The sequence below is a fragment of the Clostridium sp. AF19-22AC genome, assembly GCF_003479085.1.
GTDB classification, from domain to species: Bacteria; Bacillota; Clostridia; order Lachnospirales; family Lachnospiraceae; genus Faecalicatena_A; species Faecalicatena_A orotica.
Map to the genome: position 1 here is coordinate 71,021 of NZ_QUGN01000001.1, position 24,542 is coordinate 95,562.

Genomic DNA, 24,542 nt, shown 5'->3' on the forward strand with positions numbered 1-24,542 from the left:
GGAAAATCTTTGATTTCTGTAGCGATTATATAAAGAATCCTGTATAATCAGGGGAGAGAACAAAAGATAATTCAAAGGTGCTGGTTGCCCGGATGTTCATTTTGTTCGATTAGGTCATTTCAAAACTGAAGCAGGAAGGGATATTTTCATGGAAAACACATCCGAAAAAAGGAAAAATGGACAAATAAAGATACAAAAGAAGCATATCTGTTTAGGGATTCTGGCACATGTCGATGCAGGAAAAACAACTTTGTCGGAGAGTATGCTGTATACAGGAGGCAGTATCAGAAAGCTTGGGAGGGTGGACCATCAGGATGCCTTTCTGGATACGTATGAACTTGAGCGTGAAAGGGGGATTACGATTTTCTCGAAACAGGCTGTTATCTCGTGGAAGGATCTGGATATTACATTGCTGGATACTCCGGGACACGTAGACTTTTCGGCGGAGATGGAACGTACGCTGCAGGTTCTGGATTATGCAATTCTTGTGATCAGCGGTGCAGACGGCGTGCAGGGACATACCATGACACTCTGGCGTTTATTGAAGCAATACCGGATTCCTGTTTTTCTCTTTATTAATAAGATGGATCAGGAAGGGACAGATCGTGAGTCAATATTAAAAGAATTAAAGGAACGTTTAAGTGATGGATGCGTTGATTTTACGTCGCTGGATGATCTGGGATCGGCAGATGATGCGTGGCTTGAAAATCTGGCTGTCTGTGACGAGGACATGCTGGAGGAATATCTGGAGACAGGGGGCGCAGCTCCATCCACTGTTATCAGGGCAGTGGCCGGCAGAAAAGTATTTCCCTGTTATTTTGGTTCTGCGCTTCGTCTGGAAGGGGTGGAAGGGCTTATGGAAGGGCTGCGCAGATTTACGGTCTGCGCGGATTACCCGGAGGAATTCGGGGCAAAAGTGTATAAGATAGCCAGAGATGAGCAGGGCAGCAGGCTGACATATTTAAAAGTGACGGGCGGTGTTCTCCGGGTGAAGGACGTGCTTCCGGGAATGGAAGAAAAAGTGAACCAGATCCGTATTTACTCCGGGGCAAAATACGAGGCAGTACAGGAAGTAGCCGCCGGAGGGGTCTGTGCAGTGACAGGATTGGGAACAACTTACCCGGGGCAGGGGATTGGAGCGGAACGGGCAACGGATATGTTTGTTCTGGAGCCCGTCCTGACGTACCAGATCCAGCTTCCTCAGGGGTGCGACGTACACAACATGTTAAAGAACTTAAGACAGCTTGAGGAAGAGGAACCACAGCTCCATATTGTATGGGAAGAACAGCTGGGGGAGATTCATGCTCAACTGATGGGTGAGGTTCAGATTGAGATACTGAAAAGCATCATCAGAGAGCGGTTCGGTGTGGATGTTGAATTCGGGACGGGGAATATTGTTTACAAGGAAACGATAGAGTTTCCTGTTGAAGGAGTCGGACACTTTGAGCCGCTGCGCCATTATGCGGAGGTGCATCTGCTGCTGGAGCCGGGAGAGCGTGGGACAGGACTGCAGTTTGCGGCGGACTGCAGTGAAGATATTCTGGACAGGAATTGGCAGAGACTGATCCTGACGCATTTGGAGGAAAAGGAACATAAGGGGGTACTGACCGGTGCCCCTGTTACAGATATGAAGATCACCCTGATTACCGGAAGGGCACATTTGAAGCATACAGAGGGAGGAGATTTCCGGCAGGCGACTTACCGGGCGGTCCGTCAGGGACTGAAGAAGGCGAAAAGCATCCTTTTGGAACCCTGGTATGAGTTCCGGCTGGAAGTACCTCAGTCATGTATCGGGCGTGCGATGGCGGATATCCAGAGGATGCAGGGACGGTTTGAACATCCCGGGACGGAGGGGGAACTGTCCATATTAACGGGAACGGCCCCGGTATCCGAGATGCGTGGATACCAGACAGAGCTTTTGTCCTATACAGGCGGACAGGGACGGATGTTCTGCAGCCTGAAGGGATATGAAGCATGTCATAATGCAGATGAGGTGATCGAGGCGGCCGCATATGATTCAGAATCTGATCCTGATAACCCGACGGGATCTGTTTTTTGTGCGCATGGGGCAGGTTTTATTGTCAAGTGGGATCAGGTAGAGGAATATATGCATGTTGAAAGCGGCTGGAAATCAGACACAGAAGTAAATGATTCGGTCAACGTATCAAGAGAAAACAGGTCTGTATCAAGGATTGAACTGACACAGGAAGAACTGGATGCAATCTACAGAAAGACACCGGACCCGGTGAGAAAAAAATGGAACACGTCTCCGGTTACGATCCGGGCAAAGGAAAAAGGTGCCCCGGACCCAAAATGGGAAGAACGTCAGAATGAGAAACAGAGACAGGAAGAATATCTTCTTGTGGATGGCTATAATATTATCTTTGCGTGGGATGAACTGAAGGAACTGGCAGAGGTCAATATCGAGGGTGCCAGGGACAAGTTAATGGATATTTTATGTAATTATCAGGGGTATAAGAAATGTACACTGATTCTTGTCTTTGATGCCTATAAAGTAGAGGGCAATCCCGGTGAAGTAATAAAGTATCATAATATCTATGTCGTCTACACAAAAGAAGCGGAGACCGCGGACCAGTATATCGAGAAGACAGTACGGAAAATGGGGCGGAAATATGCGGTTACGGTAGCAACGTCGGATGCACTGGAACAGGTGATTATCTTGGGACAGGGGGCACAGAGGCTCTCTGCGGCAGGACTGAAGGAAGAAGTGGAACTGATGCTTCAGGAGATACGGCAGGAATTTTTAGGCAGGGGGCCAGAGGAGAGAAACTATCTTTTTGACTATTTGAGCAAAGAGCTATCGGATGAGATGGAGGCGGTCCGTCTTGGGGAGAGGACAAAAGAATAAAGCGATAAGCATAGAGATATGTATAAACAGGATTTTTGATGACAGGAACTGTTATTAAGAGTCCTGTTTTTTGTTTCACAGAAAATATGTTCTATGAAATAAAAGGCCCTTCCTGTGAACCGGATTTAGGTAAAAATACATAAATATGATTCGGAGTTTTTGTGGATTTAGCTGAAATGAAAAAACTTTCGTAATATTTATTGACTTTTTTTAAATCTGGAACAATAATGTAATTACTTTAATAAAACATTTAATAAAAGATAATATCTAACAAAATTTAAAGGAGGAAACAATTATGCTGCAGCAAGTCATGACAGAACCGAAAGTAATCACATTCAGGGAGGTGCCGGCACCAGAGCCAGAGCAGGGGGAGATTTTGGTTAAAGTAATGAACATTGGAATCTGCGGTTCAGACATCCACGTTTATCACGGACAGCACCCATTTACATCCTATCCGGTTACTCAGGGACATGAGGTATCCGCAGAAATCGTAAAGCTGGGGGAAGGCGTAGAAGGCTTTCATGAAGGCGAAAAGGTTACAATCCAGCCACAGGTGGTCTGCGGGAAATGTTATCCGTGCCGGCATGGAAAGTATAACCTTTGCGAAGAACTGAAGGTCATGGGATTCCAGACGACAGGAGTGGCCTCGGAGTATTTTGCAGTAGATGCGGCAAAGGTGACGCCTCTTCCAGAAGAAATGAGTTATGAAGAGGGCGCGATGATCGAACCGCTGGCGGTTGCCGTCCATGCAGTAAGACAGGCTGGGGATGTGAAAGGAATGAAGATCGCCGTTCTCGGAGCCGGCCCTATCGGGAATCTGGTGGCACAGACGGCACTTGGCATGGGTGCAGAGTCCGTCCTGATCACAGACATCAGTGACCTTCGTCTGGAAAAAGCACGTGAGTGTGGAATAGAACATACAGCCAATACACGAAATGAAGATTTCGGTGATGCCATGCTCAGAGTATTCGGACCGGACAAGGCAGACGTCATTTATGACTGTGCCGGAAACAATGTGACAATGGGGCAGGCAATCCAATATGCAAGGAAAGGCAGCACGATCATCCTGGTAGCCGTCTTTGCCGGAAAGGCAGAGATTGACCTGGCAGTACTGAATGACCACGAGCTGGACCTGAACACAACCATGATGTACAGAAACGAAGATTACATAGATGCGATCCGTTTAGTAAACGAGAGTAAAGTCCATCTGCGTCCACTGATCTCAAAGACATTCTCATTCAGAGATTATGACAAGGCTTACCAGTATATAGACGAAAACAGGGAGACAACCATGAAAGTAATCATAAACGTACAGGAGTAGTCATAAAACCGCAAAGGGGTCAGACCCCTCTGCAAAAGGGTCTGACCCCTTTGTGGTTTATGATTATTTATGACTGTAAACGGGGGATTTTATGAAAAGGAGATTTATGAATGAGTAGTAGAGCATTGCGTGCAGAGATACCTGTGAATGTGAAGAAGAGGACAGATACCAATGTCAGGATTCCGCTTATTAGTAAGGTTGCATACGGCATGGGGGATGTTGGATGTAATTTTAGCTGGATGTTTGTAGGAAACTTTCTGATGATATTCTATACGGATGTATTTGGAATCAGTATGAGTGCAGTGGCAGGATTAATGCTGTTTTCCCGTTTCTGGGATGCAGTCAATGATCCTGTGATCGGGAGCCTGACGGATAAGACGAAGTCGAGATGGGGACGGTACAGGCCCTGGCTGCTGATTGCAGCACCTATTACGGCAATCGTTCTGATGCTGACCTTCTGGGCGCACCCGGACTGGTCGAATACTTCCAAGATCGTATATATGGCCGTAACATACTGCATCCTTGTGCTGGGGTATACCTGTGTCAATATTCCATATGGTACCTTGTGTGGTGCCATGACCCAGAATATTGAGGAGCGGGCGCAGATCAATACATTCCGGTCCGTAGCGGCTATGATTGCGATTGGTATTATTAATATTATTACAGTTCCTCTGATCTCGAAACTGGGGGCAGGAAATGATAAAAGAGGATATCTGCTGATTGCAGTTATATATGGATGTATCTTCGCAGCATGTCACATTTTCTGTTTTTCCAAGACGAAAGAGGTTGTGACAATTCCTGAAAAACAGAAGGTTTCTATTAAAGAACAGTTAAAGGCAGTATCCGTAAACAAACCGTATATACTTGCTTTGGCAGGACAGCTGCTCTTTGGTTTTACCTTATACGGCAGAAATGCCGATGCACTTTATTACTTTACATATGTGGAAGGGAATAAAGCCTTCTTTACAACCTACTCCATGTGTATTATCATTCCCTCTATCATAGGCGCCGCATGTTTTCCGCTGCTTTTTAAGTGGACAAATAATAAGGGGCGTGCTGCATCCATTTTTGCATTCCTGACAGGGATCAGTATGTTAAGCCTGTACCTGTTCAGCGTTCGTACATCCCCAATACTTTTTTATTGGATATCAGGACTGACACAGTTCTTCTTTTCTGGATTTAATACTGCGATCTATGCGATTATTCCGGACTGTGTGGAATACGGGGAATGGAAAACAGGCCTGCGCAACGATGGGTTCCAGTATGCATTTGTATCCCTTGGCAATAAGATCGGTATGGCTCTTGGAACTTCCCTGCTGGCCCTGGTCCTTGGAGCAGCAGGCTATGTGGCGAACCAGCAGCAGAATGAAACGGTGATTGCTGTTATGAAGCACTCCTTTACGACGATCCCCGGAGTATTCTGGGTGGTGACGGGGATTGTTCTGTTCTTCTACAGGCTGAATAAGAAACGGTATAATGAGATTGTCGGGGAAATAAAGATCCGGAAAGAGCAGTAAAATTAGAAAAAATATGAAATATAATGACAGGTGAAAAGACTGTAATATATCTGTAAAATAGTATATATTACAGTCTTTTTGGTGTAAAAACATAATTTATAAAATAATTGCATTTATGACTCACGTGATACAGAAAAATCACTTGCATTCTTATATAATGAAATTACAAAAGGAAGAGAACGAAAGTGAAGAAGTAAAAGTAAAATTACGTAACTGTTCATGGCTCTGAACAGTTACAAAATTACAAAGAACATGAGGAGGTAAGAAATATGTTATGGTCGTTTGAATTTAATTTGATGCTTTTCTGTGTGATCGTATTGATAGCCGAGGTGATTTCAAAGAAAACTTCTGCAAGAATTCCATCTGTGTTTCTGGTGGGTGCCATCTTTATGGTTTTATTTGTCGGAAAGATTATCCCTTCCGATTTTATAGACAGCTCCTATATGGAACTGGTCGGAAGAATAACGCTGACTATGTTGATTATCAATATGGGGACAACCTTTGACATTATGCAGATTAAAAAAGAGTGGAAGACTGTTTTAGTCTGTCTGGCGGTATCACTCAGTCTGATTCTCATTGTAGGATTTGCATTACGCCCGATCATCGGAAGAGAGCTGGCGATTATGTCACCGGGACCAATCGCAGGCGGAGGTGCGGCAGCGGCAATGGTAGCGGCAGCAATTGGAGGGATCAAACCACAGCTGGCCTCCTATCCCTGGCTGATCTTTATGCTTCAGGGACTGATTGGCTTTCCGCTGTGCGGCTGGGCTATGCGTAAGGAACTCCAGCATAAAAAGATGCTTATAGATAAGAATGGTTATGTCAAAAGTACTGTACAGCAGACACAGGAGAACCATAAGAAAAAACTTTGCGACAAAGTTCCCCAGTCCTATAAATCCACGGCGTACTACTGGTCCACATTATTGATATTTGCTGTATTGAATATTGCGGTCAACAAGGCATTTCTGGGGCAGTTTAAAATCAACACGAATGTGACGGCAATTATTTTGGGTATCGTACTCAGTCATTTCGGTATCCTTGAAAAAGACCCTCTCAGCAAATCTAATTCAATGGGGATGCTGTTTCTCGGGCTGATTGCCAGTATGGCAAATAGTTTTGCTATGGTTGGGGCACCGGAACTTCTGGCGATGATCAAGCCTCTGGTTATTGTTTTTGCAGTGTCTACACTGGTTATGTTTATCATCGGGATCATTGGATCAAAGATATTTAAAATGTCTAAATATAGAGGGATTGCAATTGCACTGAACTGTTATGTAGGGTTCCCTTACAACTTCATGCTCTGCAGGGAGGCAGTCACGTCTATGACAGATGATAAGGAGCAGCAGAAACTGCTTGAGGATGACCTGATGCCGACGATGATTGTTGCATCACTGATCTCAGTTACACTGGTGTCCGTAATCGTTGCCGGACTGATGCTTAGTTTCTTATAATCCTGTAAATAAAAATGGCGAAATTGATTGGAGGATGGTACAATGGGATTAAAACAGGAAGACGAGTATCCGGTGTTTCCGGCCACAGAGGTAAGGCCAGCGCATTCTAAGATTCTCAATGCAGTGATATCGGACGGAAACTGGTATCGGAAACAAGCTGAGTATGTGTTTACATATGTCAGGGAACTCAGGCGTTATTTCCATAATAACCCTGAACAGGTAATGGAAGAACGGGGAACATCAGAAAAGATCTGTGAGGAACTGGAAAAACTTCAGATTCCATACACGATCATACCGTCATATGGAGTTGTCGGTATCATAGAGGGGGAAATGCCGGGCAGGACGGCTGCGCTTCGGGCCGATATGGATGCCCTGCCGATCCAGGAGCTCGGGAATCCGCCCTATAAATCAAAAAATGACGGCTGTATGCATGCCTGTGGTCATGATGCCCATATGGCAATGCTTCTGGGGGCGGCAAAGATTCTGGCCGGGCACAGGGAAAAACTATGTGGAAATGTAAAACTGATTTTCCAGCAGGCAGAAGAAATAGGCGCAGGTGCACTGATAATGCTAAGGGCGGGGGTACTTGATGACTGTAGTGCGATCTTTGGACTTCACCAGTCAGCAGAATATCCAACAGGAAGTTTTTTTATGGATGAGAAAGATTTTACCGCGGCAAATGTAATCTTTAAAGTCAAGGTGAGCGGGGGCGGCGGGCACGGCTCACAGCCGCAGTTGTCCGTAGATCCTGTGGTAGCGGCTTCCGCTATGATCCAGTCGCTCCAGACACTGGTAAGCCGTGAGACTGACCCGGAGGAGATGGCGGTTGTAACAGTCGGTTATATCAACAGTTCCACAAGCAGGTGCAATATTATTACAGAAGAAGTAGAATTCGGGGGAACTATCCGCTACAGGAAAACAGAGCTGTGCGAGGTATTTGAACACTCATTTTACAGAGTCCTTAGAAACATAGGAGCAGCCTACCGTGTGGAGGTCGGGATCGAATATCATAATGTCTGCGTACCTGTTTATAATGATCCGGTGCTGGCAGATTTTACACGGCAGGTATTAGAATCGCTGGCCGGAAAAGAACAGGTAAGTGACCGAATGAAGACTGCGGCTGCAGAGGATTTTGCATTTTATCAGCAGCAGCTTCCCGGTATGTATTTTTTCATGGGTTCAGGGGATGCAGAACATACGAAACCTCTCCATAACCCATACTATGATATAAATGAGGATGCGCTGATCGAGGGGACTGCAGCCTACAGCAAGCTGGCAGCGGATTATCTGCTGAGTACAAAGGAGCAGGATTATGAGCCGGAAGGAAAAAGATTCGTGGGAAAAAGTTGACTTAAAGGAAAAACAGATAACCGGATGTCTGAAGGAGGCCTCAATTTTTAGAGACGTACCTGAAAAACAACTGGCGGAACTGGCCGGGGCCTGCTTCAGTTTTTTTATCAAGAGTGGCGGGTATATCTACAGGCGTGACAGGGATGTGCCGTATATGGTAATCATTTATTCCGGCTGTGCACTGGTTTACATCGGATTTGAAGGGACAGAAGAGATGCTGGTTAAGATCAGGCGCAGAGGAGATTACATCGGTGAGATGGGGGTTCTTGGAAATCAGCCGCAGCCCTGCAATGTTATTGCACAGGAGGACACCATAGCCGTACTGATTCCGAAACTGGCGTTTTGCGAATTTTTGAAGAAAAACCATAATGTGGTCTCTGCCCTGTTTCAGGATTTAATAGGACGGATCAACCAGTCGAGCAGGAAACTGATCAATACGATTTACATGGAGGCGGACGGAAAACTGGCCTATTCGATTGCCAGGCTGATGGTTAGTGCCAAAAAGTGTGAAGAAGGTATGTATATCACAGTCAGCCAGAAGAATCTGGCAATGGCCTCGGGCTTGTCGAGACAGTCTGTTGCGCGTGTACTGACACAATGGAAACAGGAGAACTGGATCATGACGCGGCGGAACAAGATTATTATATTGAATCAGGATGCAATCCTAAATACAATCGTTCTCAATGAAATGAAATAAAAGAGGGGGAAGCCCGGAGCTGACAGAAGAACTCCGGCTTCCCTATTTCTGTTATTCCAGTCATTATTTATTGAATTCCCCCGCATTTTAGTATATGATATTTTAGTATGGGAATGTCATGATTGTACGAAAGAAAGGAGAGCTATTTTGCTTACGATTAACAATTATGTGAAAGCGAAATCCCTGGAGGAGGCCTATGAGCTGAATCAGGCAAGGAACGCCCGTGTGATGGGCGGTATGATGTGGATGCGGCTGGGGAACGCGAAAGTACAGACGATTATAGATTTGTCGGATCTGGGGCTGGACCAGATCGAGGAGAACGACCATGTTTTCAAGATCGGCGCGATGTGCACACTCAGACAGCTGGAGCAGCACGAGGGGCTGAGGGAGATGTACGGGGACGCTATCGCAAAGGCACTGCATCATATCGTAGGGGTCCAGTTCAGAAACCAGGCGACTGTAGGGGGGAGCATCTACGGACGGTTCGGATTTTCCGATGTACTGACATGTCTGCTGGCTCTTGATACATTTGTAGAATTATATAACGGCGGAACAATCCGCCTGTCTGAATTTGTGAACCACAAGAGTGATAAAGATATTTTAGTTTCTATTATTATCAGAAAAAGTAACCGGAAGCTTCGTTACGATTCCATCCGACAGACGAAGACAGACTTCCCGGTTCTGGCGTGTGCGGTTGTAACCGGGCCGGTACATGGGAAAGAAACATGGTATTTTTCAGTGGGGGCACGTCCGATGAAGGCGGCTGTTCTGGAAAAGGAGTGGGAGATCCCGAAGGATATTTCTGACGAGCAGCTGGAAATTTATGCAAAAGAGGCGGCATCACAGTTTACCTATGGTACGAATATGAGAGGCAGCGCGAAGTACCGCCAGCATCTGGCGGAAGTACTGATCCTGCGTTCCATGCGTTCTATTTTAGCGGAGGGCAGATAGATGGAAGTGAAGTTTATATTAAATGGAAAACAGACGGCAGCAGAAGTCGGTGCGGATACGATACTTCTGGATGTTCTGCGCTCTCTGGGCTGCCACAGTGTAAAATGCGGGTGTGAGACGACCAACTGCGGGCTTTGCACAGTCTGGATTGACGGCAGATCACGCCTGTCATGTTCGGTTCTGGCAGCGGCTATGGAAGGGCATGAGATTACAACGCTGGAAGGGGTAAAGGAAGACGCAGAGGAATTTGGCCGTTTTCTGGCAAATGAAGGAGCAGAACAGTGTGGATTCTGTTCTCCCGGATTCATCATGAATGTTCTGGCGATGGTTAAGGAACTCCACAATCCGGATATAGAAGAGATCAAGGAATACTTATCAGGAAACCTGTGCAGATGTACCGGCTATATGGGACAGCTGCGTGCAATCCAGAAGTATTTACAGAGCAAAGAGGAGGTGTGTTCATGAGAATCGTGAATCAGCCGGTTCCGAAAGTAGATGCGAAGGCGCTTGTAACGGGACAGGGAGTATATACAGATGATTTAGCGCCGTCCGACTGCCTGATCGTAAAGGTATTAAGGAGTCCTCATGCACATGCCCTGATCAAAGATATTAACTTGACAAGGGCTCTGGCAGTACCGGGGATTGAATGTATCCTGACCTATGAAGACTGCCCGGATAAACGATTTACAATGGCAGGACAGAGCTATCCGGAGCCGAGCCCTTATGACAGGCTGATTCTGGACCAGCGTGTCCGCTTCGTGGGAGATGCAGTGGCAGTGATTGCCGGGAACAGCAAAGAGGCTGTGAATAAGGCTATGAAGCTGATCAAGGTGAAGTATGAGGTTTTGGAACCTCTCCTTGACTTTCGAAAGGCAAAGGACAACCCGGTTCTTGTGCATCCCGAAGACAACTGGCAGAGCCTCTGTCCGGTGGGGGCAGATAATAAAAGAAATCTCTGTGCACATGAGGAAAACTCGGCAGGCGATATCGATTCGGTTCTGGACTCATGCGAATATGTTGTGGACAGGGTTTACCATACAAAGGCAAACCAGCAGGCCATGATGGAAACGTTCCGTACATACACATATCTGGATGCATATGGCAGGCTGAATATTGTTTCTTCCACACAGGTACCGTTCCATGTCCGCCGGATTCTTGCTAATGCACTGGATATCCCGAAGTCAAGGGTCCGCGTAATCAAGCCAAGGATAGGCGGTGGCTTCGGGGCAAAACAGACCGTGGTTACGGAGGTTTATCCGGCACTGGTAACCTGGAAGACGGGAAAACCTGCAAAGATCATTTACACGAGAGAAGAATCGTTTATTGCCTCCTCCCCGAGACATGAGATGGAAGTCCATGTACGTGTGGGGGCAGATAAGGACGGCATCATCAAGGGAATCGACGTATATACGCTGTCCAATACCGGTGCATTTGGTGAGCACGGCCCGACGACGGTCGGCCTTTCAGGACATAAATCGATCCCACTGTATGGAAAGGCGGAAGCATTCCGTTTTGTTTACGATGTTGTTTACACAAATGTCATGTCTGCCGGCGCGTACAGAGGATATGGTGCGACGCAGGGGATCTTTGCAGTCGAATCCGCGGTTAATGAACTTGCGGGTAAGATGGGGATGGACCCGGTCGTACTCCGGGAGAAAAATATTGTCAGAGAAGGTCAGGTTATGCCCGCATATTACGGGGAAACGGCAAACAGCTGTGCACTGGACCGCTGCTTACAGCGGGCGAAGGAAATGATAGACTGGGACAGCAAATATCCGTGCCGGGACATGGGAAACGATAAGGTCAGAAGTGTAGGTGTGGCAATGGCAATGCAGGGGTCCGGAATTTCCGCACTGGATACTGCATCTGTCGGGATCAAGGTAAATGACGATGGTTTCTACAGCCTGATGATCGGTGCGACAGACATGGGTACGGGCTGTGATACCATACTGGCACAGATGGCTGCAGAGTGTCTGGACTGTGAGATGGAAGACATCATCGTGCATGGGGTCGATACGGATTCGTCACCTTATGACTGCGGGTCCTATGCCTCCAGCACCACTTATGTTACAGGTATGGCGGTCGTCAGAACATGTGAAGCGTTAAGAGAGAAGATTTGTGCAAAGGGTGCAGAGTACCTGAACTGTCCTGTCGGGGATATCGAATTTGACGGGAATCAGGTCGTGAATTTAAAAACAAGTGAGAGCATCTCAAGGGCAGAGATCGGAAATCGTGTCATGTGCAGCAACGAAGATGCATTGTATGCGAGTGAGGCCTTCAGTTCCCCAATTTCACCGCCGCCTTTTATGGTCGGTATGGCCGAGGTGGAGATTGACAAGGCGACAGGACAGCTTGAACTTATAGATTATGTGGCAGTCGTGGACTGTGGTACCGTGGTCAACCCGAATCTTGCGAGGGTACAGACAGAGGGCGGTATCGCGCAGGGAATTGGCATGGCGTTATATGAGGATGTTGTATACAGCGACAAAGGGAAAAATTACAGCAATTCCTTCATGCAGTATAAGATTCCAAGCCGTCTGGACGTGGGAGAGATCCGTGTTGAATTTGAAAGCAGTTATGAGCCGACCGGGCCGTTCGGGGCGAAATCAATCGGCGAGATCGTCATCAACACCCCGCCTCCCGCAATTGCAAACGCCGTCCAGAATGCGACAGGCGTCATGATCCGGGAATTACCAGTCACATCCGAAAAAATCTATTGGGGGATGCGTGGGCAGAACCTGTAAATGAAATTAAAGTTAGTATGAAAAAAAGGACGACTCTGAAATTTAACAGAGTTGTCCTTTTATCGTAAAAAAGTAATCAGGATTCCAATACAGCCTTATCCAATCTTTTTCTGATAGGCAAGCCGTTCAGTCCCGTCCTCGGAATAAATAATTCCACAGTATGTAAATCCGTTTTTGTCCAGCATGTGCTGCATTACCATGTTATCTCTGTGCGTATCGATCTTCAGGTTCCCGCATTGTTTAAGTGCCCAGTTCAGACAGAACGTGGCGGCACCCCTGACTGTACCGTTCGAGGTGATCCTGTGGACGACACCGTAGGGACTGTCATCCAGCCATTGTCCTTCATAAATTTTGGCATAAGTGTCATCTTTTCCCAGTTTATAGTAGAAGGTGGCAACAACTTTCCCCTGTTCTTCACATACATAACTATTGCCTTCCTCAATATCTCTGGCGAGCAGAGGCTTCGGCGGATAGGAATTGCCCCATTGTGAGGGATTTCCGTGACTCGTCATGAAAGAACGTGCGCCTTCATACATTTTCATAAGAATATCAAGGTCTGCCAGCTGCGATTTTCTAATTTCCATAATAAAAATTAACCTCTCGTAATAATACTGACATGCAATCAGAACCTGTCCAGCATCTTCTGGCATGTAATATTATTGTAAAACGGATTCAAAAATTAAGCAATTAGAAAAAATACTGAAATATGCAACCTTTTGCCTTGAAAATCCGTCTATTTAATGTAAAGATAGTAGTATACCCGAAGGGCATACCGTAACACATGCCCTTCGGGCGGATCTGCAGCGCAGACTGCAGAATAAGGTTCACCCTAAAGGGCATACCGTAACTCATGCCCTGCGGGCGGGTCTGCAGCGCAGGCTGCAGAATAAGGTATACACATGAGGAGGGCACAGCAGATGGGCAGCAGAAAAAAATTATTACTTGTATTGGGAATTTTGGCAGCGGTTATTGTTTGTATTTATTTAGGTTTTTCTTTCTATTTCATGAGTCATTTCTATTCCGGCACTCATATCAATGGGGCCGATTTTTCCATGAAAACCGCAGAAGATGCGGATAAATACCTGCAAAAACAGATAGCAGGCTATACACTTACCATCATCCCGAAGGAGGGGGAGAAGGAAGAAGTGGCCGGTGCAGACATTTCGATGAAATATGTTAAGAATAAAAAATTAAAACAGGCATTAGAGGAACAGAATGCATTTCTGTGGCCATCCATGTTTTTCGGGGACAGCAGTATCAAGGCTGACTTGGGCTTTACCCTTGATGAGAAGAAGCTGGAAGAAAAGATTGAGGGGCTTAGCTGCTGGCAGAATGAAGGAAAGACTGATCCCCAGAGCGCGAAACCGGAATTCAACGGGGAGAAGTTTGTAGTAAAAGAAGAAGTACTCGGTACAAAGGTGGATCAGGAAAAGATGAAAAAAGCAATCACGGATGCGGTATTTGGCCTGTACGAAGAAATCAGTCTGGAAAAAGAAGACTGCTACCAGAAGCCAAAATATACTTCTGATTCAAAAGAAGTGGCAGCGGCCTGCGACACTCTCAACCAGTACTGTAAGGCAAGCATCACTTACGACATGGCGCCGGCAAAAGAAGTCGTGGACGGCAAGCTGATTGCCCAATGGCTGACATGGGATGACAATATGAATGTTACCTTCCATGAAGACAAGGTGGGCGAGTATATGAATAATTTTGCCGCAAAGTATGAAACGCTGTATGCTTCCAGACCCTTGACAACACCTTGGGGAAAAGCGACGGAAGTCAGTGGAGGGACCTATGGCTGGGCGATTGACGAAGCTTCGGAGACACAGGCATTGCTTGCAAGTATCAAGGCCGGTGAAACGGTAACAAAGGAACCTGTCTATGAGCAGAGGGCGGCAACCCACGAGGCGCAGGACTGGGGAAAAACGTTTATCGAGGTGGATCTGAGCGCGCAGTACATGTGGTATATCGTGGATGGAAATGTGGCATTTGAGAGTGCGGTCGTGACAGGTAAACCGTATGATCATTCTACGCCGTCGGGAGTGTATGACATTTTATTGATGTCTTTGAATACGACACTGGTAGGAAATATTGTGCCCGAAACCGGGGAACCGGAATACCGCACGCCTGTGGATTACTGGATGCAGGTGACATGGGGCGGTGTTGGTTTCCATGATGCGACATGGCAGCCGGCATTCGGCGGTGACCTGTACTGGAGCATCGGATCGCATGGGTGCATCAATATGCCCCTGGATGCGGCGGGGACATTATACAGCATGATATCCACCGGGACCCCGGTCGTCATGCACTATTAGGATTGGTACATTTACATCTTCTACGGTCACTGAAAGTAGTGGGTGAGAACAGGATTTGACACTAGATATTGTATAAAATTGCGTACAATGCATCAAATGATAACGATTATCACTTAAACTCTTGTCTTTTATTTAACGTGATGTTATACTAGGCGAGGAAAAAAGATAAACCTTATTTATTAAAGGAGGATTTTCGAATATGACACATTTTGAGCAGTGGGACGGATTTCAGGGGAGACTCTGGAAAGACGACATTAATGTACGCGATTTTATCCAGCACAACTACACACCTTATGACGGGGACGAAAGTTTCCTAGCAGGACCTACAGAGGCAACGAATAAACTCTGGGGAAAACTTCAGGAATTACAGAAGGAAGAACGTGCAAAAGGCGGCGTTCTGGATATGGAGACAGAGGTTGTTTCAGGGCTGACAGCTTATGGGCCGGGATATATTGATGAAGAGATGAAGGATCTGGAAACAGTTGTGGGACTCCAGACAGACAAGCCTCTTAAGAGAGCTTTTATGCCGTACGGCGGTATTAATATGGCAGAGAAGGCCTGCACCACATACGGATACCAGCCGAGTGAAAAGCTGCATGAGATTTTCACAAAATACCACAAGACACACAATCAGGGGGTATTCGATATTTATACACCGGAAATGAAGAGAGCACGTCATAATAAGATCATTACAGGGCTTCCGGACACTTACGGAAGAGGACGTATTGTCGGTGATTACCGCCGTGTGGCTCTTTATGGAATCGACCTTCTGCTTGAGAAGAAGATGGACGATTTCAATGAGACAGAGAGACATGGTATGAAGGGGACGGACTTCCGTCTCAGGGAAGAGGTTGCCGATCAGTTAAAGGCCCTGAAAGAGATGAAAGACATGGCGGCTGTTTACGGATACGATATTTCAAAGCCGGCCAAAGATGCAAGAGAAGCAGTTCAGTGGCTGTATTTTGGATATCTTGCAGCGATAAAGACACAGAACGGGGCTGCAATGAGCGTCGGAAGAATCTCAACATTCCTGGATGTCTACATCCAGAGAGATATGAAGAAGGGAATCCTGACAGAAGAAGAGGCACAGGAACTGATCGACCATATGGTTATGAAGTTCAGAATGGTGAAGTTCGCCAGAATTCCTTCTTATAATGAACTGTTTTCCGGGGACCCGGTATGGGCTACGCTGGAAGTGGCAGGTCTCGGGCAGGACGGACGCTCTATGGTTACAAAGAACGACTACCGCTTCCTGCACACACTGGAAAACATGGGACCGTCACCGGAGCCAAACCTGACAGTACTGTATTCTTCACGCCTGCCAGAGGCATTTAAGAAATATTCTGCACACATTTCTATTACGACAAGTTCCATCCAGTATGAGAACGATGATGTGATGCGCCCAGTATGGGGAGATGATTACTCTATCTGCTGCTGCGTATCCGCAACACAGACAGGCAAGGAAATCCAGTTCTTCGGGGCACGTGCAAACCTTGCAAAATGCCTGCTGTACGCAATCAACGGCGGCGTGGACGTGAAGACAAGAGAGCAGGTAGCGCCTGCATACAAACCAGTGACCTCAGAGTATCTGGATTACGATGAGGTCATGGATAAATATGACAAGATGATGGACTGGCTGTCCAAGCTGTATGTCGATACACTGAATATGATCCACTACATGCATGATAAATACTACTATGAAGCGGCAGAGATGGCATTGATCGACACAGACGTAAGACGTACATTTGCAACAGGTATCGCTGGATTTTCACATGTGGTTGACTCTTTAAGCGCGATCAAATATGCCAAGGTGAAAGTAATCCGCGATGAGACCGGAATGGCTGTAGACTACGAGACAGAGGGAGACTTCCCGAGATACGGAAATGATGATGACCGGGCAGACGACATCGCGATCTGGCTTCTAAAGACATTCATGGGTAAATTGAAAAAATGCCACACCTACAGAAATTCAGAGCCGACCACATCAATCCTTACCATTACATCAAACGTCGTATATGGCAAGGCAACAGGATCTCTTCCGGATGGAAGAAAAGCAGGAGAGCCGCTGGCACCGGGAGCCAACCCGTCCTATGGTGCAGAGCAGAACGGTCTGCTTGCATCCCTGAATTCAGTTGCAAAGCTTCCATATGAAGAGGCGCTGGACGGTATTTCCAATACACAGACGATCAATCCGGGAGCACTCGGACACGATGACCAGGAGAGAATCGACAATCTGACACACGTGCTGGACGGATATTTCGAGCAGGGTGCACACCATCTGAACGTAAATGTCTTTGGAAAAGAAAAGCTGATCGACGCAATGGAGCATCCGGAGAAGGAAGAATATGCAAACTTCACCATCCGTGTATCCGGATATGCAGTGAAGTTTATCGACCTGACACGTGAGCAGCAGATGGATGTAATCTCCAGAACATGCCACGCAGAGATGTAGTTTTATAAGTACTAATATTTAGTCAGAGGTGAAAAAATGACAGAGCAGACAGAGAAAAAAGGGTATATTCATTCCCTTGAAAGTTTTGGCTCTGTAGATGGACCGGGTGTCCGGTATGTGATCTTTATGAGCGGGTGCGCAATGCGCTGCCAGTTCTGCCACAATCCGGACACGTGGAATATGCAGGCAGGTACGCCGTACACGGCGGACGAACTGCTGAAGCAGGCAAAGAAATACCGCTCTTACTGGGGAAGTAAGGGCGGTATTACAGTAAGCGGGGGAGAACCCCTCCTCCAGATTGAATTCCTGACAGAACTATTCCGGAAGGCAAAGGAAGAAGGAATTCACACGACACTGGACACAAGCGGCAATCCATTTACAAGAGAAGAACCATTTTTCAGCAAAATGCAGGAACTGATGAAATATACAGACCTGATTATGCTGGATATCAAGCATATCGATGAAGAACAGCACCAGATTCTGACCGGATGTACCAACCGGAATATACTGGATCTGGCGGAATATCTATCAGAGACTAAAAAACCGGTCTGGATCAGACACGTCCTTGTACCCGGAAGAAGCGATCAGGACGAATATCTGGAAAGGCTGGATACATTTGTCCAGACACTGGGAAACGTGGAAAAGGTAGAAGTACTGCCTTATCACACACTGGGCACCTTCAAGTGGAAAGAACTTGGACTTTCATATCCACTGGAAGGAGTAGAACCGCCTTCAAAAGAGCGGATCGAGAATGCAGAAAGAATACTGCATGTATCTTCATAGGGGTCAGACCCTTTTGCGATCCGTATTCAGAATATTCTGGATATAGATGTAAAAACAGGCGGACTTTCGCTGCCTGTCGAGAAATTGTTTCTTAATCATGAACAAAAATTTGAATAATTTGTCTGTACCAGATGTCCACCCTCGCAGTCATAAATATATTTGATCTGTGCCCGGGTTAATTTCTGGGCAGAGGTGAGGATATTTCTGTCTGAAGAAGCAGTCCTGTCAGTGTTGGAAAACAGCACGGCATGGCTGCTTTTTTGGACTAGCAGACTCTGTCTGTGTTCTTTTGCAGCTAAATGCCGGGTGTCATTTCCAAATATGAGAAAATGCTGCCCGATGCTGTATATGTCATCCGTAAAATGTGTGCGGCACAAGATACTGTCCTTCAGTTCCGCCTGACAGTATCCGTTTAGTTTCTTATTAATATCCAGAACATATTTTTCTGAGGGGACCCGGGGGAGATAAAAGTCTGCACAGGGGCAGGCTGCAAGAAAATATTGAAGCTCTCTGGACACGTCTGTACAGCCTGCAGAGAGAATGATTGTGTCAACATTTTTAAGATGTGGCCTGATAAATTGAATGTTGCTGCGCAAGGCATCTGCATTGGAAGAGATAAAAAGCAGCTTTCTTTTGCAGGTGTCTATATACCATGTTGGGTTGTCAGGTAAGTGGCCTGATGACAGTGATCCGGTAAATGTTGAAATCTTCATATTCAAATCCTCTCAGAATGTGGACCTGTGTTTGGCAGGTACTGCTGTTGACTGACTGCATAGAAAACGAATGTACGAAAAAAACAATAAATCTACCCTAATAATTTAGCACATTAATACAATAAAGACAATGGTATTGTGAAAAAAATTACAATTTTATCCAGAAAATAAAAAAACGTTCAGGAACATGTTTTGTAAGTCTGGGAACTGCCATGTATATAATTTCCAGTCCGGTCAATCCTATTGATGAGGTGAACGTAAATGGTGAAAAAATCAATATGGAGTATATCGGCATCTGCCGGAAAAAGAGATCCGTTGTCGGGAAATATCAGTACAGATACTGTCATCATTGGAGGCGGAATGGCGGGAGTCCTGACGGCTCATTTTCTGGAGCAGGCGGGTGTGGAATGTGTGATACTGGAAGAGAACAGAATCGGCAGCGGGCAGACGAAAAATACGACCGCAAAAGTAACTGCACAGCACGGTCTGATCTATGACCGGCTGCTCCAGAGCGTGGGGAAGGAGAAAGCCGGGCAGTATGCAGCCGCAAATCAGGAGGCAATACACCGGTATCGGATTCTTGTAGAGAAGTACCAGATGGACTGTCAGTGGGAGGACTGCCCGGCTTATCTGTATACTTCTGTCGATTCAAAAAGGCTGCGACAGGAATATGAGGCGGCAAAAAGACTCGGGATTCCGGGGGAACTGACGGAAAAGACCGAGCTTCCGTTTCCGGTAAAACTAGCCCTGAAATTCGAAAATCAGGGAAGATTCCACCCATTGAAATTCTTGTACAGCATTGCGGGGGATCTGAAGATCTATGAAAATACAAAAGTAAAGCATGTGGAGGGACACACTGTAACGTCGGATCTGGGGCAGGTAACAGCTAAGAACATCGTGTTTGCATGTCACTATCCATTTCAGAATGTTCCGGGATATTACTTTATGAGGATGCATCAGGAGAGAAGTTATGTTGTTTCCGTAAAACAGGCATGCAGTCTTAACGGTATGTATTATGGAATCGATGAAGATGCATTGTCATTCAGAAGCGCGGGCGAAGAAATCTTGATCGGCGGGGGCGGACACCGTACAGGAAAGAAGACGGCGGGAAACTCTTATGACTATCTGGCGCATATGGCGGAAAAATACTGGCCCGGATGTAAAGAAACTGCCAGATGGTCGGCACAGGACTGTATGACTTTAGACAACATTCCCTATATCGGGCTATTCAGCCGCTCCTGTCCGGACTGGTATGTAGCCACTGGTTTTGGAAAATGGGGTATGACAAGCTCTATGGTATCTGCAATGATACTGACAGACCTGATTCTGAAAAGAGAGTGCCCTTATGCGGATGTATTTTCCCCCCAGAGGTATAACATTCAGGCATCGGCAGCAAATTTTATCAAAGACAGCGGGCACGCGGCAGCCGGACTTCTGAAACGCGCAGCGGGCATACCGAAAGAAAAACTGGAGGAAATACGGCCTGGCGAGGGTGCCGTGATAGAACATGACGGCCAGAAATACGGGGTATATAAATCCGAAACAGGAAAAAAGTATGCGGTATCTGTCAAATGTCCCCACCTTGGCTGCCAGCTGGAATGGAATGCACAGGAAAAAAGCTGGGACTGCCCATGCCACGGTTCACGGTTTGACTATCAGGGGAGAAAGCTTGATGAGCCCGCGCAGGAAGATACCGAATGTTATATATGGGAGGAGGACTAGATGAAAGAACAATACTTTCACGGGATCGGCAGGCGCTATCCCTATTTTGAAGGCTGGTATTTAAAACATCAGAACATGGGGAAGACGATTGCATTTATTCCAGCACTGCACGCAGATAAAAAAGGAGGCTGGTCAGCCTCCATACAGGTCGTGCTGGATGACGGTGCATGGTACTTCACTTACCCGGTTGAAAGCTGCAGGATCAGCAGAAAAAAGTTTTGTGTAAAAATAGGAGAAAATGTATTTTCGGAAAAGGGAATCCGGATTAAAATACACGATTCCCGGGTTTCGGTTGAAGGGCAGATTATGTATTCGAAATTCAGGAAGATCAAGGGCGACATTATGGGATTTTTTCGATGGATTCCCTGTCTGCAGTGCCATCACGGCGTGATCAGTATGGCCCATGACCTGACCGGGAGCCTGAAGATTAATGGCGAGCGGGTCGTGTTTACAGGAGGGCGCGGATACATTGAGACGGACTGGGGATCTTCCTTCCCAAAGACATATCTCTGGACACAGTGCGGATTTGGAATGCAGGAAAAAAACAGTATCATGGTTTCCGTGGCAGATGTCCCAGTGTTCGGAGTCAGCCTTTTGGGCTGTATCTGCGCGATTCATTACAAGGGACGGGAGTACAGGCTAGGAACCTACTATGGTGCACGTGCGACGGATTACGGACCCGACACTGTCACACTCACACAGGGGAAGATGAAAGTGAGAATCACAAAACTAAGCGAACATGCACTGGGACTTCATGCACCGCAGATGGGGAATATGAAGAGGATGATAAAAGAAAGTCCTGCCTGCCTTGTGCGCTACCAGTTCTGGAGGGGGAAGAAACTGGTCTTTGATGTTACGTCGGACCGGGCGTCGTTTGAGTCGGAAACAGAGGAAGTAATGGACTAGAATAAGTTTAGAGCGTGTCAATGAATCATTGTACACGCTCTATTCCGGTCGATGTCCAAAGTATTGTGGAAAGTATTTTGTGAAAATTCCAATATTGCTTTAACTGATATATTATGGTAGAATAGCACCACATCAAAAATCAAGACAGATTCATTTCGAATATTATAACTGTCTTTTCAACAGCCATATGCTGTTTGTATCTGAATTCAGGCATTTTCAGCCAGATTACAGTTTGATGAACAAAAAGAGGATTTTTATTAGGGAGCAGAACCCGGTCAATGACAATTTTCGTTAATTGTGCTAAAATAAAAAAAGAAACGGAAATATCTGATGAGGCTCAATAATCTTCCCGAATAAAAATGAATTAACACAAAAGGGAAGGAGAAGGTGAGTGAAAGATTTGCAGAGGCATATAATTACGAACAATTTCCGAACACATCCATAAGAAAAGCACAACTCAAAAAAAGCAGGGAAGGGGTGGAGATGATGTGTGATATAGTAGAAGAATATGCAAAAGAATATGCAGAAAAACAGAGTCGGATTGCGGTCAGACAGGCAGAAGAAAAATTGGCTAAAAAGCTTTTGGAAGAAGGCATGTCGGTCGAAAAAATTGTATCCATGATGGAAATGCTTTCAGAGGAGGATGTGAAGAAAATTAGCGGTAACATGTAAAAGTGCCTTGTTTTATACATTGCAATAGAAGTAGAAGCGAATGCCGGTGATTATTTCACCGGTATTTTTGTGTACATTGCCGTTGAGGATGGATGGGACCAAATTGTACTGTGCTCGTGATTTCTTTTATTACAGTTTTGCAAGGTATCTTTTTTTCCGTAATTCATGTGGTATACTATTTACACTTAGCGAGGTTTTATCGAGCTTAGTGAAAATGCATACCTGAATACTTGGTGAGGTGCTTTCGAATCTAGTGTTCATGGTATACTATTTACACTTAGAAAGGTCTTGCCGGGCTTAGTGTAAAGGTATACCTGAACACTTGGTGGGGGAATTTGGGGCGTGTTTGAGGATTCATTGTACAAGAACTTCAAAGAGCCTTAGAGTGTATTTGAGTTTAGGGAGAGATGATGATGAAGATTCTGATTGTAGAAGATGATATGACGCTGGCCAATGAGCTGGCTCTGCTGTGCAGGCGGTGGGGATTTGAGGCCGTCTGCGCCAAAGGGTTTCGGGAAATTACGCAGGAATATATTCAGTGCCAGCCGGATTTTATACTGATGGATATTAATCTGCCATATTATGACGGGTTTTACTGGTGTGAGCAGATCCGTAAGATTTCTAATGTGCCCGTGCTGTTTTTATCCAGCCGGGACCAGAATGCGGATAAGGTGATGGCAATGGCGTCCGGCGGGGATGATTATGTGGAAAAACCATTTGACCCTGAACTGCTTCTGTTGAAGATCCGGGCAATGCTGCGCAGGGCTTACGAGTATACGGCCAATGACAGGGACTATTTAAATGACAGCATGTATTATGAGAACGGTATGTTTTTCTGTGACGGAAAATCGGTGGAACTGACCAGATCCGAGAGTAAGATTATGTCCACCCTGCTGTCGAAACGGGGGAGCATCGTCAGCAGGGAGAAACTGATGCAGCAGCTTTGGAACACGGATGAATTTGTCACGGACGCATCGCTTACGGTGCTGGTTTCCCGGTTACGCACGAAACTGAATGAGATTACCGGAGGACAGGATGTGGTCGTTACGAAAAAGGGAATGGGGTATTATATCGAATGAAAAATTATTTCCGCGAACGGGAAAAACAGATTTTGACAGGTGTACTGATCCTCGGTTTTATTAATCTGTATTTTTTAGTCCTCTGTGCAAGCAGACTTTATGTTCAGGATCTGTTCTATCTCGATGCAGTTCTTATTGCGGCTGCCGCAGCGGCAGTTTGTCTGGATTACAGAAGGTGGAAAAAGATTCCGCACATTTTCAGGGACGATATCAGGCGGCACAGGAGTGAGCTTGAGCGGCTCCTGGGAAAACAAATGACAGATCTGCTTTTTACGATGGAAGGTGACCACGAGGAAGAAATCCGCTCCCTCCGTGAAGATATGGATATGCTGACGGACTATATAACAAAATGGACGCATGAGGTCAAACTTCCGCTGTCAGCCCTTGGACTGATGAATGAGAGGAATCAGGACCGGGAGCTGAATACGGAGATGCAGGACTGCATTGAAAGAATCCAGCAGCTTTTAAATATAATGATGATGAGCAATAAGCTCAAAAACATGGAAAATGACGTCAAGTTCGAGCGTGTTTCTCTGGATGAGTGTGTGAGCGAAGCACTACGGAACCAGTCCTATTTCCTGATTCAGAATCATTTTCAGATCGGGAAGAACTGCGGGGATACTGCAGTGTATACAGACAGGAGGTGGCTTGTCTATATCCTGGACCAGCTGGTCGGGAATGCTGTGAAATACAGGCAGGAGGCACCGGAACTTCATTTCAGTGCAATGCGGGAGTCGGCAGACGGTGTGGTGCTGAATGTCCGGGACAATGGAATCGGGATTAAAAACGGAGAGATTCCTTACATTTTTGAGCGTGGGTATATCGGGAGCAATCTGCGTGCAGGAGATTATCGCTCTACCGGAATGGGGCTCTATTTTGTGCGGGAAACGGCAGGACATCTGGGCATTCAGATAAAGGTATACTCAGAACATGGAGCGGGAACAACATTTGAACTGCATTTTCAAAATAACGATTCGTATCTTATTTTGTAAGGAACCTT

Annotated in this window: 19 protein-coding genes; 17 read left to right on the forward strand and 2 right to left on the reverse strand. The window is 46.2% G+C overall.

Going from position 1 to position 24,542, the window contains the following annotated elements:
- The first annotated feature begins 148 nt into the window (after positions 1–148).
- The 9 genes from DWX43_RS00320 to DWX43_RS00360 all read left to right on the forward strand — a co-directional run bounded on the left by DWX43_RS00320 (position 149) and on the right by DWX43_RS00360 (position 12,900).
- On the forward strand, positions 149–2,869 hold the full coding sequence (locus tag DWX43_RS00320) for a TetM/TetW/TetO/TetS family tetracycline resistance ribosomal protection protein (protein WP_118618082.1): 2,721 nt from the start codon (positions 149–151) through the stop codon (positions 2,867–2,869).
- Between the two features lie 295 nt (positions 2,870–3,164).
- Positions 3,165–4,190, forward strand: a complete 1,026-nt coding sequence (locus DWX43_RS00325; protein WP_118618084.1) for an alcohol dehydrogenase catalytic domain-containing protein — start codon at positions 3,165–3,167, stop codon at positions 4,188–4,190.
- A 110-nt stretch (positions 4,191–4,300) separates the two neighbouring features.
- A complete protein-coding gene (locus DWX43_RS00330) occupies positions 4,301–5,707 on the forward strand; it encodes an MFS transporter (protein ID WP_118618086.1) in 1,407 nt (468 codons plus the stop codon).
- A gap of 269 nt (positions 5,708–5,976) precedes the next feature.
- Positions 5,977–7,158 carry a hypothetical protein gene (locus tag DWX43_RS00335; RefSeq protein ID WP_109732958.1) on the forward strand — a complete coding sequence of 394 codons (1,182 nt, stop codon included), beginning with the start codon at positions 5,977–5,979 and terminating at the stop codon, positions 7,156–7,158.
- A gap of 42 nt (positions 7,159–7,200) precedes the next feature.
- Entirely contained in the window at positions 7,201–8,508 is a 1,308-nt protein-coding gene (locus DWX43_RS00340) for an amidohydrolase (protein ID WP_118618088.1), read from the forward strand.
- Positions 8,471–9,205, forward strand: coding sequence for a Crp/Fnr family transcriptional regulator (locus DWX43_RS00345; RefSeq protein ID WP_118618090.1), 735 nt, complete (start codon positions 8,471–8,473; stop codon positions 9,203–9,205). Before DWX43_RS00340 ends, DWX43_RS00345 begins: the two co-directional genes overlap by 38 nt.
- 147 nt (positions 9,206–9,352) lie before the next feature.
- Positions 9,353–10,156 carry an FAD binding domain-containing protein gene (locus tag DWX43_RS00350; protein ID WP_118618092.1) on the forward strand — a complete coding sequence of 268 codons (804 nt, stop codon included), beginning with the start codon at positions 9,353–9,355 and terminating at the stop codon, positions 10,154–10,156.
- Entirely contained in the window at positions 10,157–10,621 is a 465-nt protein-coding gene (locus DWX43_RS00355) for a 2Fe-2S iron-sulfur cluster-binding protein (RefSeq protein WP_118618094.1), read from the forward strand.
- Positions 10,618–12,900: a molybdopterin cofactor-binding domain-containing protein gene (locus DWX43_RS00360; protein ID WP_118618096.1), complete on the forward strand. Its 2,283-nt coding sequence runs from the start codon at positions 10,618–10,620 to the stop codon at positions 12,898–12,900. Before DWX43_RS00355 ends, DWX43_RS00360 begins: the two co-directional genes overlap by 4 nt.
- Positions 12,901–12,995: 95 nt before the next feature.
- On the opposite strand, the gene DWX43_RS00365 is transcribed toward DWX43_RS00360, so the two are convergent.
- On the reverse strand, positions 12,996–13,484 hold the full coding sequence (locus tag DWX43_RS00365) for a GNAT family N-acetyltransferase (protein WP_109732966.1): 489 nt from the start codon (positions 13,482–13,484) through the stop codon (positions 12,996–12,998).
- A 333-nt stretch (positions 13,485–13,817) separates the two neighbouring features.
- Between DWX43_RS00365 and DWX43_RS00370 the strand changes: the two genes are divergently transcribed.
- The 3 genes from DWX43_RS00370 (at position 13,818) to pflA (ending at position 18,450) form a co-directional block, all read left to right on the forward strand.
- Positions 13,818–15,215 (forward strand): L,D-transpeptidase family protein, encoded by a 1,398-nt coding sequence (locus DWX43_RS00370; protein WP_118618098.1) that lies wholly within the window; start codon positions 13,818–13,820, stop codon positions 15,213–15,215.
- A 199-nt stretch (positions 15,216–15,414) separates the two neighbouring features.
- On the forward strand, positions 15,415–17,667 hold the full coding sequence (gene pflB / locus DWX43_RS00375) for a formate C-acetyltransferase (protein ID WP_118618100.1): 2,253 nt from the start codon (positions 15,415–15,417) through the stop codon (positions 17,665–17,667).
- Between the two features lie 36 nt (positions 17,668–17,703).
- On the forward strand, positions 17,704–18,450 hold the full coding sequence (gene pflA / locus DWX43_RS00380; RefSeq protein ID WP_118618102.1) for a pyruvate formate-lyase-activating protein: 747 nt from the start codon (positions 17,704–17,706) through the stop codon (positions 18,448–18,450).
- 95 nt (positions 18,451–18,545) lie between these two features.
- Here the strand turns inward: pflA and DWX43_RS00385 are convergent, their stop codons facing one another.
- Positions 18,546–19,163 (reverse strand): hypothetical protein, encoded by a 618-nt coding sequence (locus tag DWX43_RS00385; RefSeq protein WP_118618103.1) that lies wholly within the window; start codon positions 19,161–19,163, stop codon positions 18,546–18,548.
- A 261-nt stretch (positions 19,164–19,424) separates the two neighbouring features.
- Between DWX43_RS00385 and DWX43_RS00390 the strand changes: the two genes are divergently transcribed.
- From DWX43_RS00390 to DWX43_RS00410, 5 genes are all read left to right on the forward strand, one after another.
- Entirely contained in the window at positions 19,425–20,885 is a 1,461-nt protein-coding gene (locus tag DWX43_RS00390; RefSeq protein ID WP_118618105.1) for an FAD-dependent oxidoreductase, read from the forward strand.
- Positions 20,886–21,791, forward strand: a complete 906-nt coding sequence (locus tag DWX43_RS00395) for a tocopherol cyclase family protein (RefSeq protein ID WP_118618107.1) — start codon at positions 20,886–20,888, stop codon at positions 21,789–21,791.
- Between the two features lie 387 nt (positions 21,792–22,178).
- Positions 22,179–22,463, forward strand: a complete 285-nt coding sequence (locus DWX43_RS00400; RefSeq protein ID WP_118618109.1) for a hypothetical protein — start codon at positions 22,179–22,181, stop codon at positions 22,461–22,463.
- Positions 22,464–22,870: 407 nt separating this feature from the next.
- Positions 22,871–23,542, forward strand: a complete 672-nt coding sequence (locus DWX43_RS00405; RefSeq protein ID WP_243099223.1) for a response regulator transcription factor — start codon at positions 22,871–22,873, stop codon at positions 23,540–23,542.
- Positions 23,539–24,534, forward strand: coding sequence for a sensor histidine kinase (locus DWX43_RS00410; RefSeq protein ID WP_118618111.1), 996 nt, complete (start codon positions 23,539–23,541; stop codon positions 24,532–24,534). The genes DWX43_RS00405 and DWX43_RS00410 overlap by 4 nt, the downstream gene beginning before the upstream one ends.
- The last annotated feature ends 8 nt before the right edge of the window (positions 24,535–24,542 follow it).

Coding starts and splice junctions, on each gene's coding strand:
- pflA (WP_118618102.1), top strand. CDS start 17,704: ATGACAGAGCAGACAGAGAAAAAAGGGTATATTCATTCCCTTGAAAGT.
- DWX43_RS00395 (WP_118618107.1), top strand. CDS start 20,886: ATGAAAGAACAATACTTTCACGGGATCGGCAGGCGCTATCCCTATTTT.
- DWX43_RS00335 (WP_109732958.1), top strand. CDS start 5,977: ATGTTATGGTCGTTTGAATTTAATTTGATGCTTTTCTGTGTGATCGTA.
- DWX43_RS00325 (WP_118618084.1), top strand. CDS start 3,165: ATGCTGCAGCAAGTCATGACAGAACCGAAAGTAATCACATTCAGGGAG.
- DWX43_RS00345 (WP_118618090.1), top strand. CDS start 8,471: ATGAGCCGGAAGGAAAAAGATTCGTGGGAAAAAGTTGACTTAAAGGAA.
- pflB (WP_118618100.1), top strand. CDS start 15,415: ATGACACATTTTGAGCAGTGGGACGGATTTCAGGGGAGACTCTGGAAA.
- DWX43_RS00365 (WP_109732966.1), bottom strand. CDS start 13,484: ATGGAAATTAGAAAATCGCAGCTGGCAGACCTTGATATTCTTATGAAA.
- DWX43_RS00390 (WP_118618105.1), top strand. CDS start 19,425: ATGGTGAAAAAATCAATATGGAGTATATCGGCATCTGCCGGAAAAAGA.
- DWX43_RS00385 (WP_118618103.1), bottom strand. CDS start 19,163: ATGAAGATTTCAACATTTACCGGATCACTGTCATCAGGCCACTTACCT.
- DWX43_RS00330 (WP_118618086.1), top strand. CDS start 4,301: ATGAGTAGTAGAGCATTGCGTGCAGAGATACCTGTGAATGTGAAGAAG.
- DWX43_RS00410 (WP_118618111.1), top strand. CDS start 23,539: ATGAAAAATTATTTCCGCGAACGGGAAAAACAGATTTTGACAGGTGTA.
- DWX43_RS00370 (WP_118618098.1), top strand. CDS start 13,818: ATGGGCAGCAGAAAAAAATTATTACTTGTATTGGGAATTTTGGCAGCG.
- DWX43_RS00405 (WP_243099223.1), top strand. CDS start 22,871: ATGATGATGAAGATTCTGATTGTAGAAGATGATATGACGCTGGCCAAT.
- DWX43_RS00340 (WP_118618088.1), top strand. CDS start 7,201: ATGGGATTAAAACAGGAAGACGAGTATCCGGTGTTTCCGGCCACAGAG.
- DWX43_RS00320 (WP_118618082.1), top strand. CDS start 149: ATGGAAAACACATCCGAAAAAAGGAAAAATGGACAAATAAAGATACAA.
- DWX43_RS00360 (WP_118618096.1), top strand. CDS start 10,618: ATGAGAATCGTGAATCAGCCGGTTCCGAAAGTAGATGCGAAGGCGCTT.
- DWX43_RS00355 (WP_118618094.1), top strand. CDS start 10,157: ATGGAAGTGAAGTTTATATTAAATGGAAAACAGACGGCAGCAGAAGTC.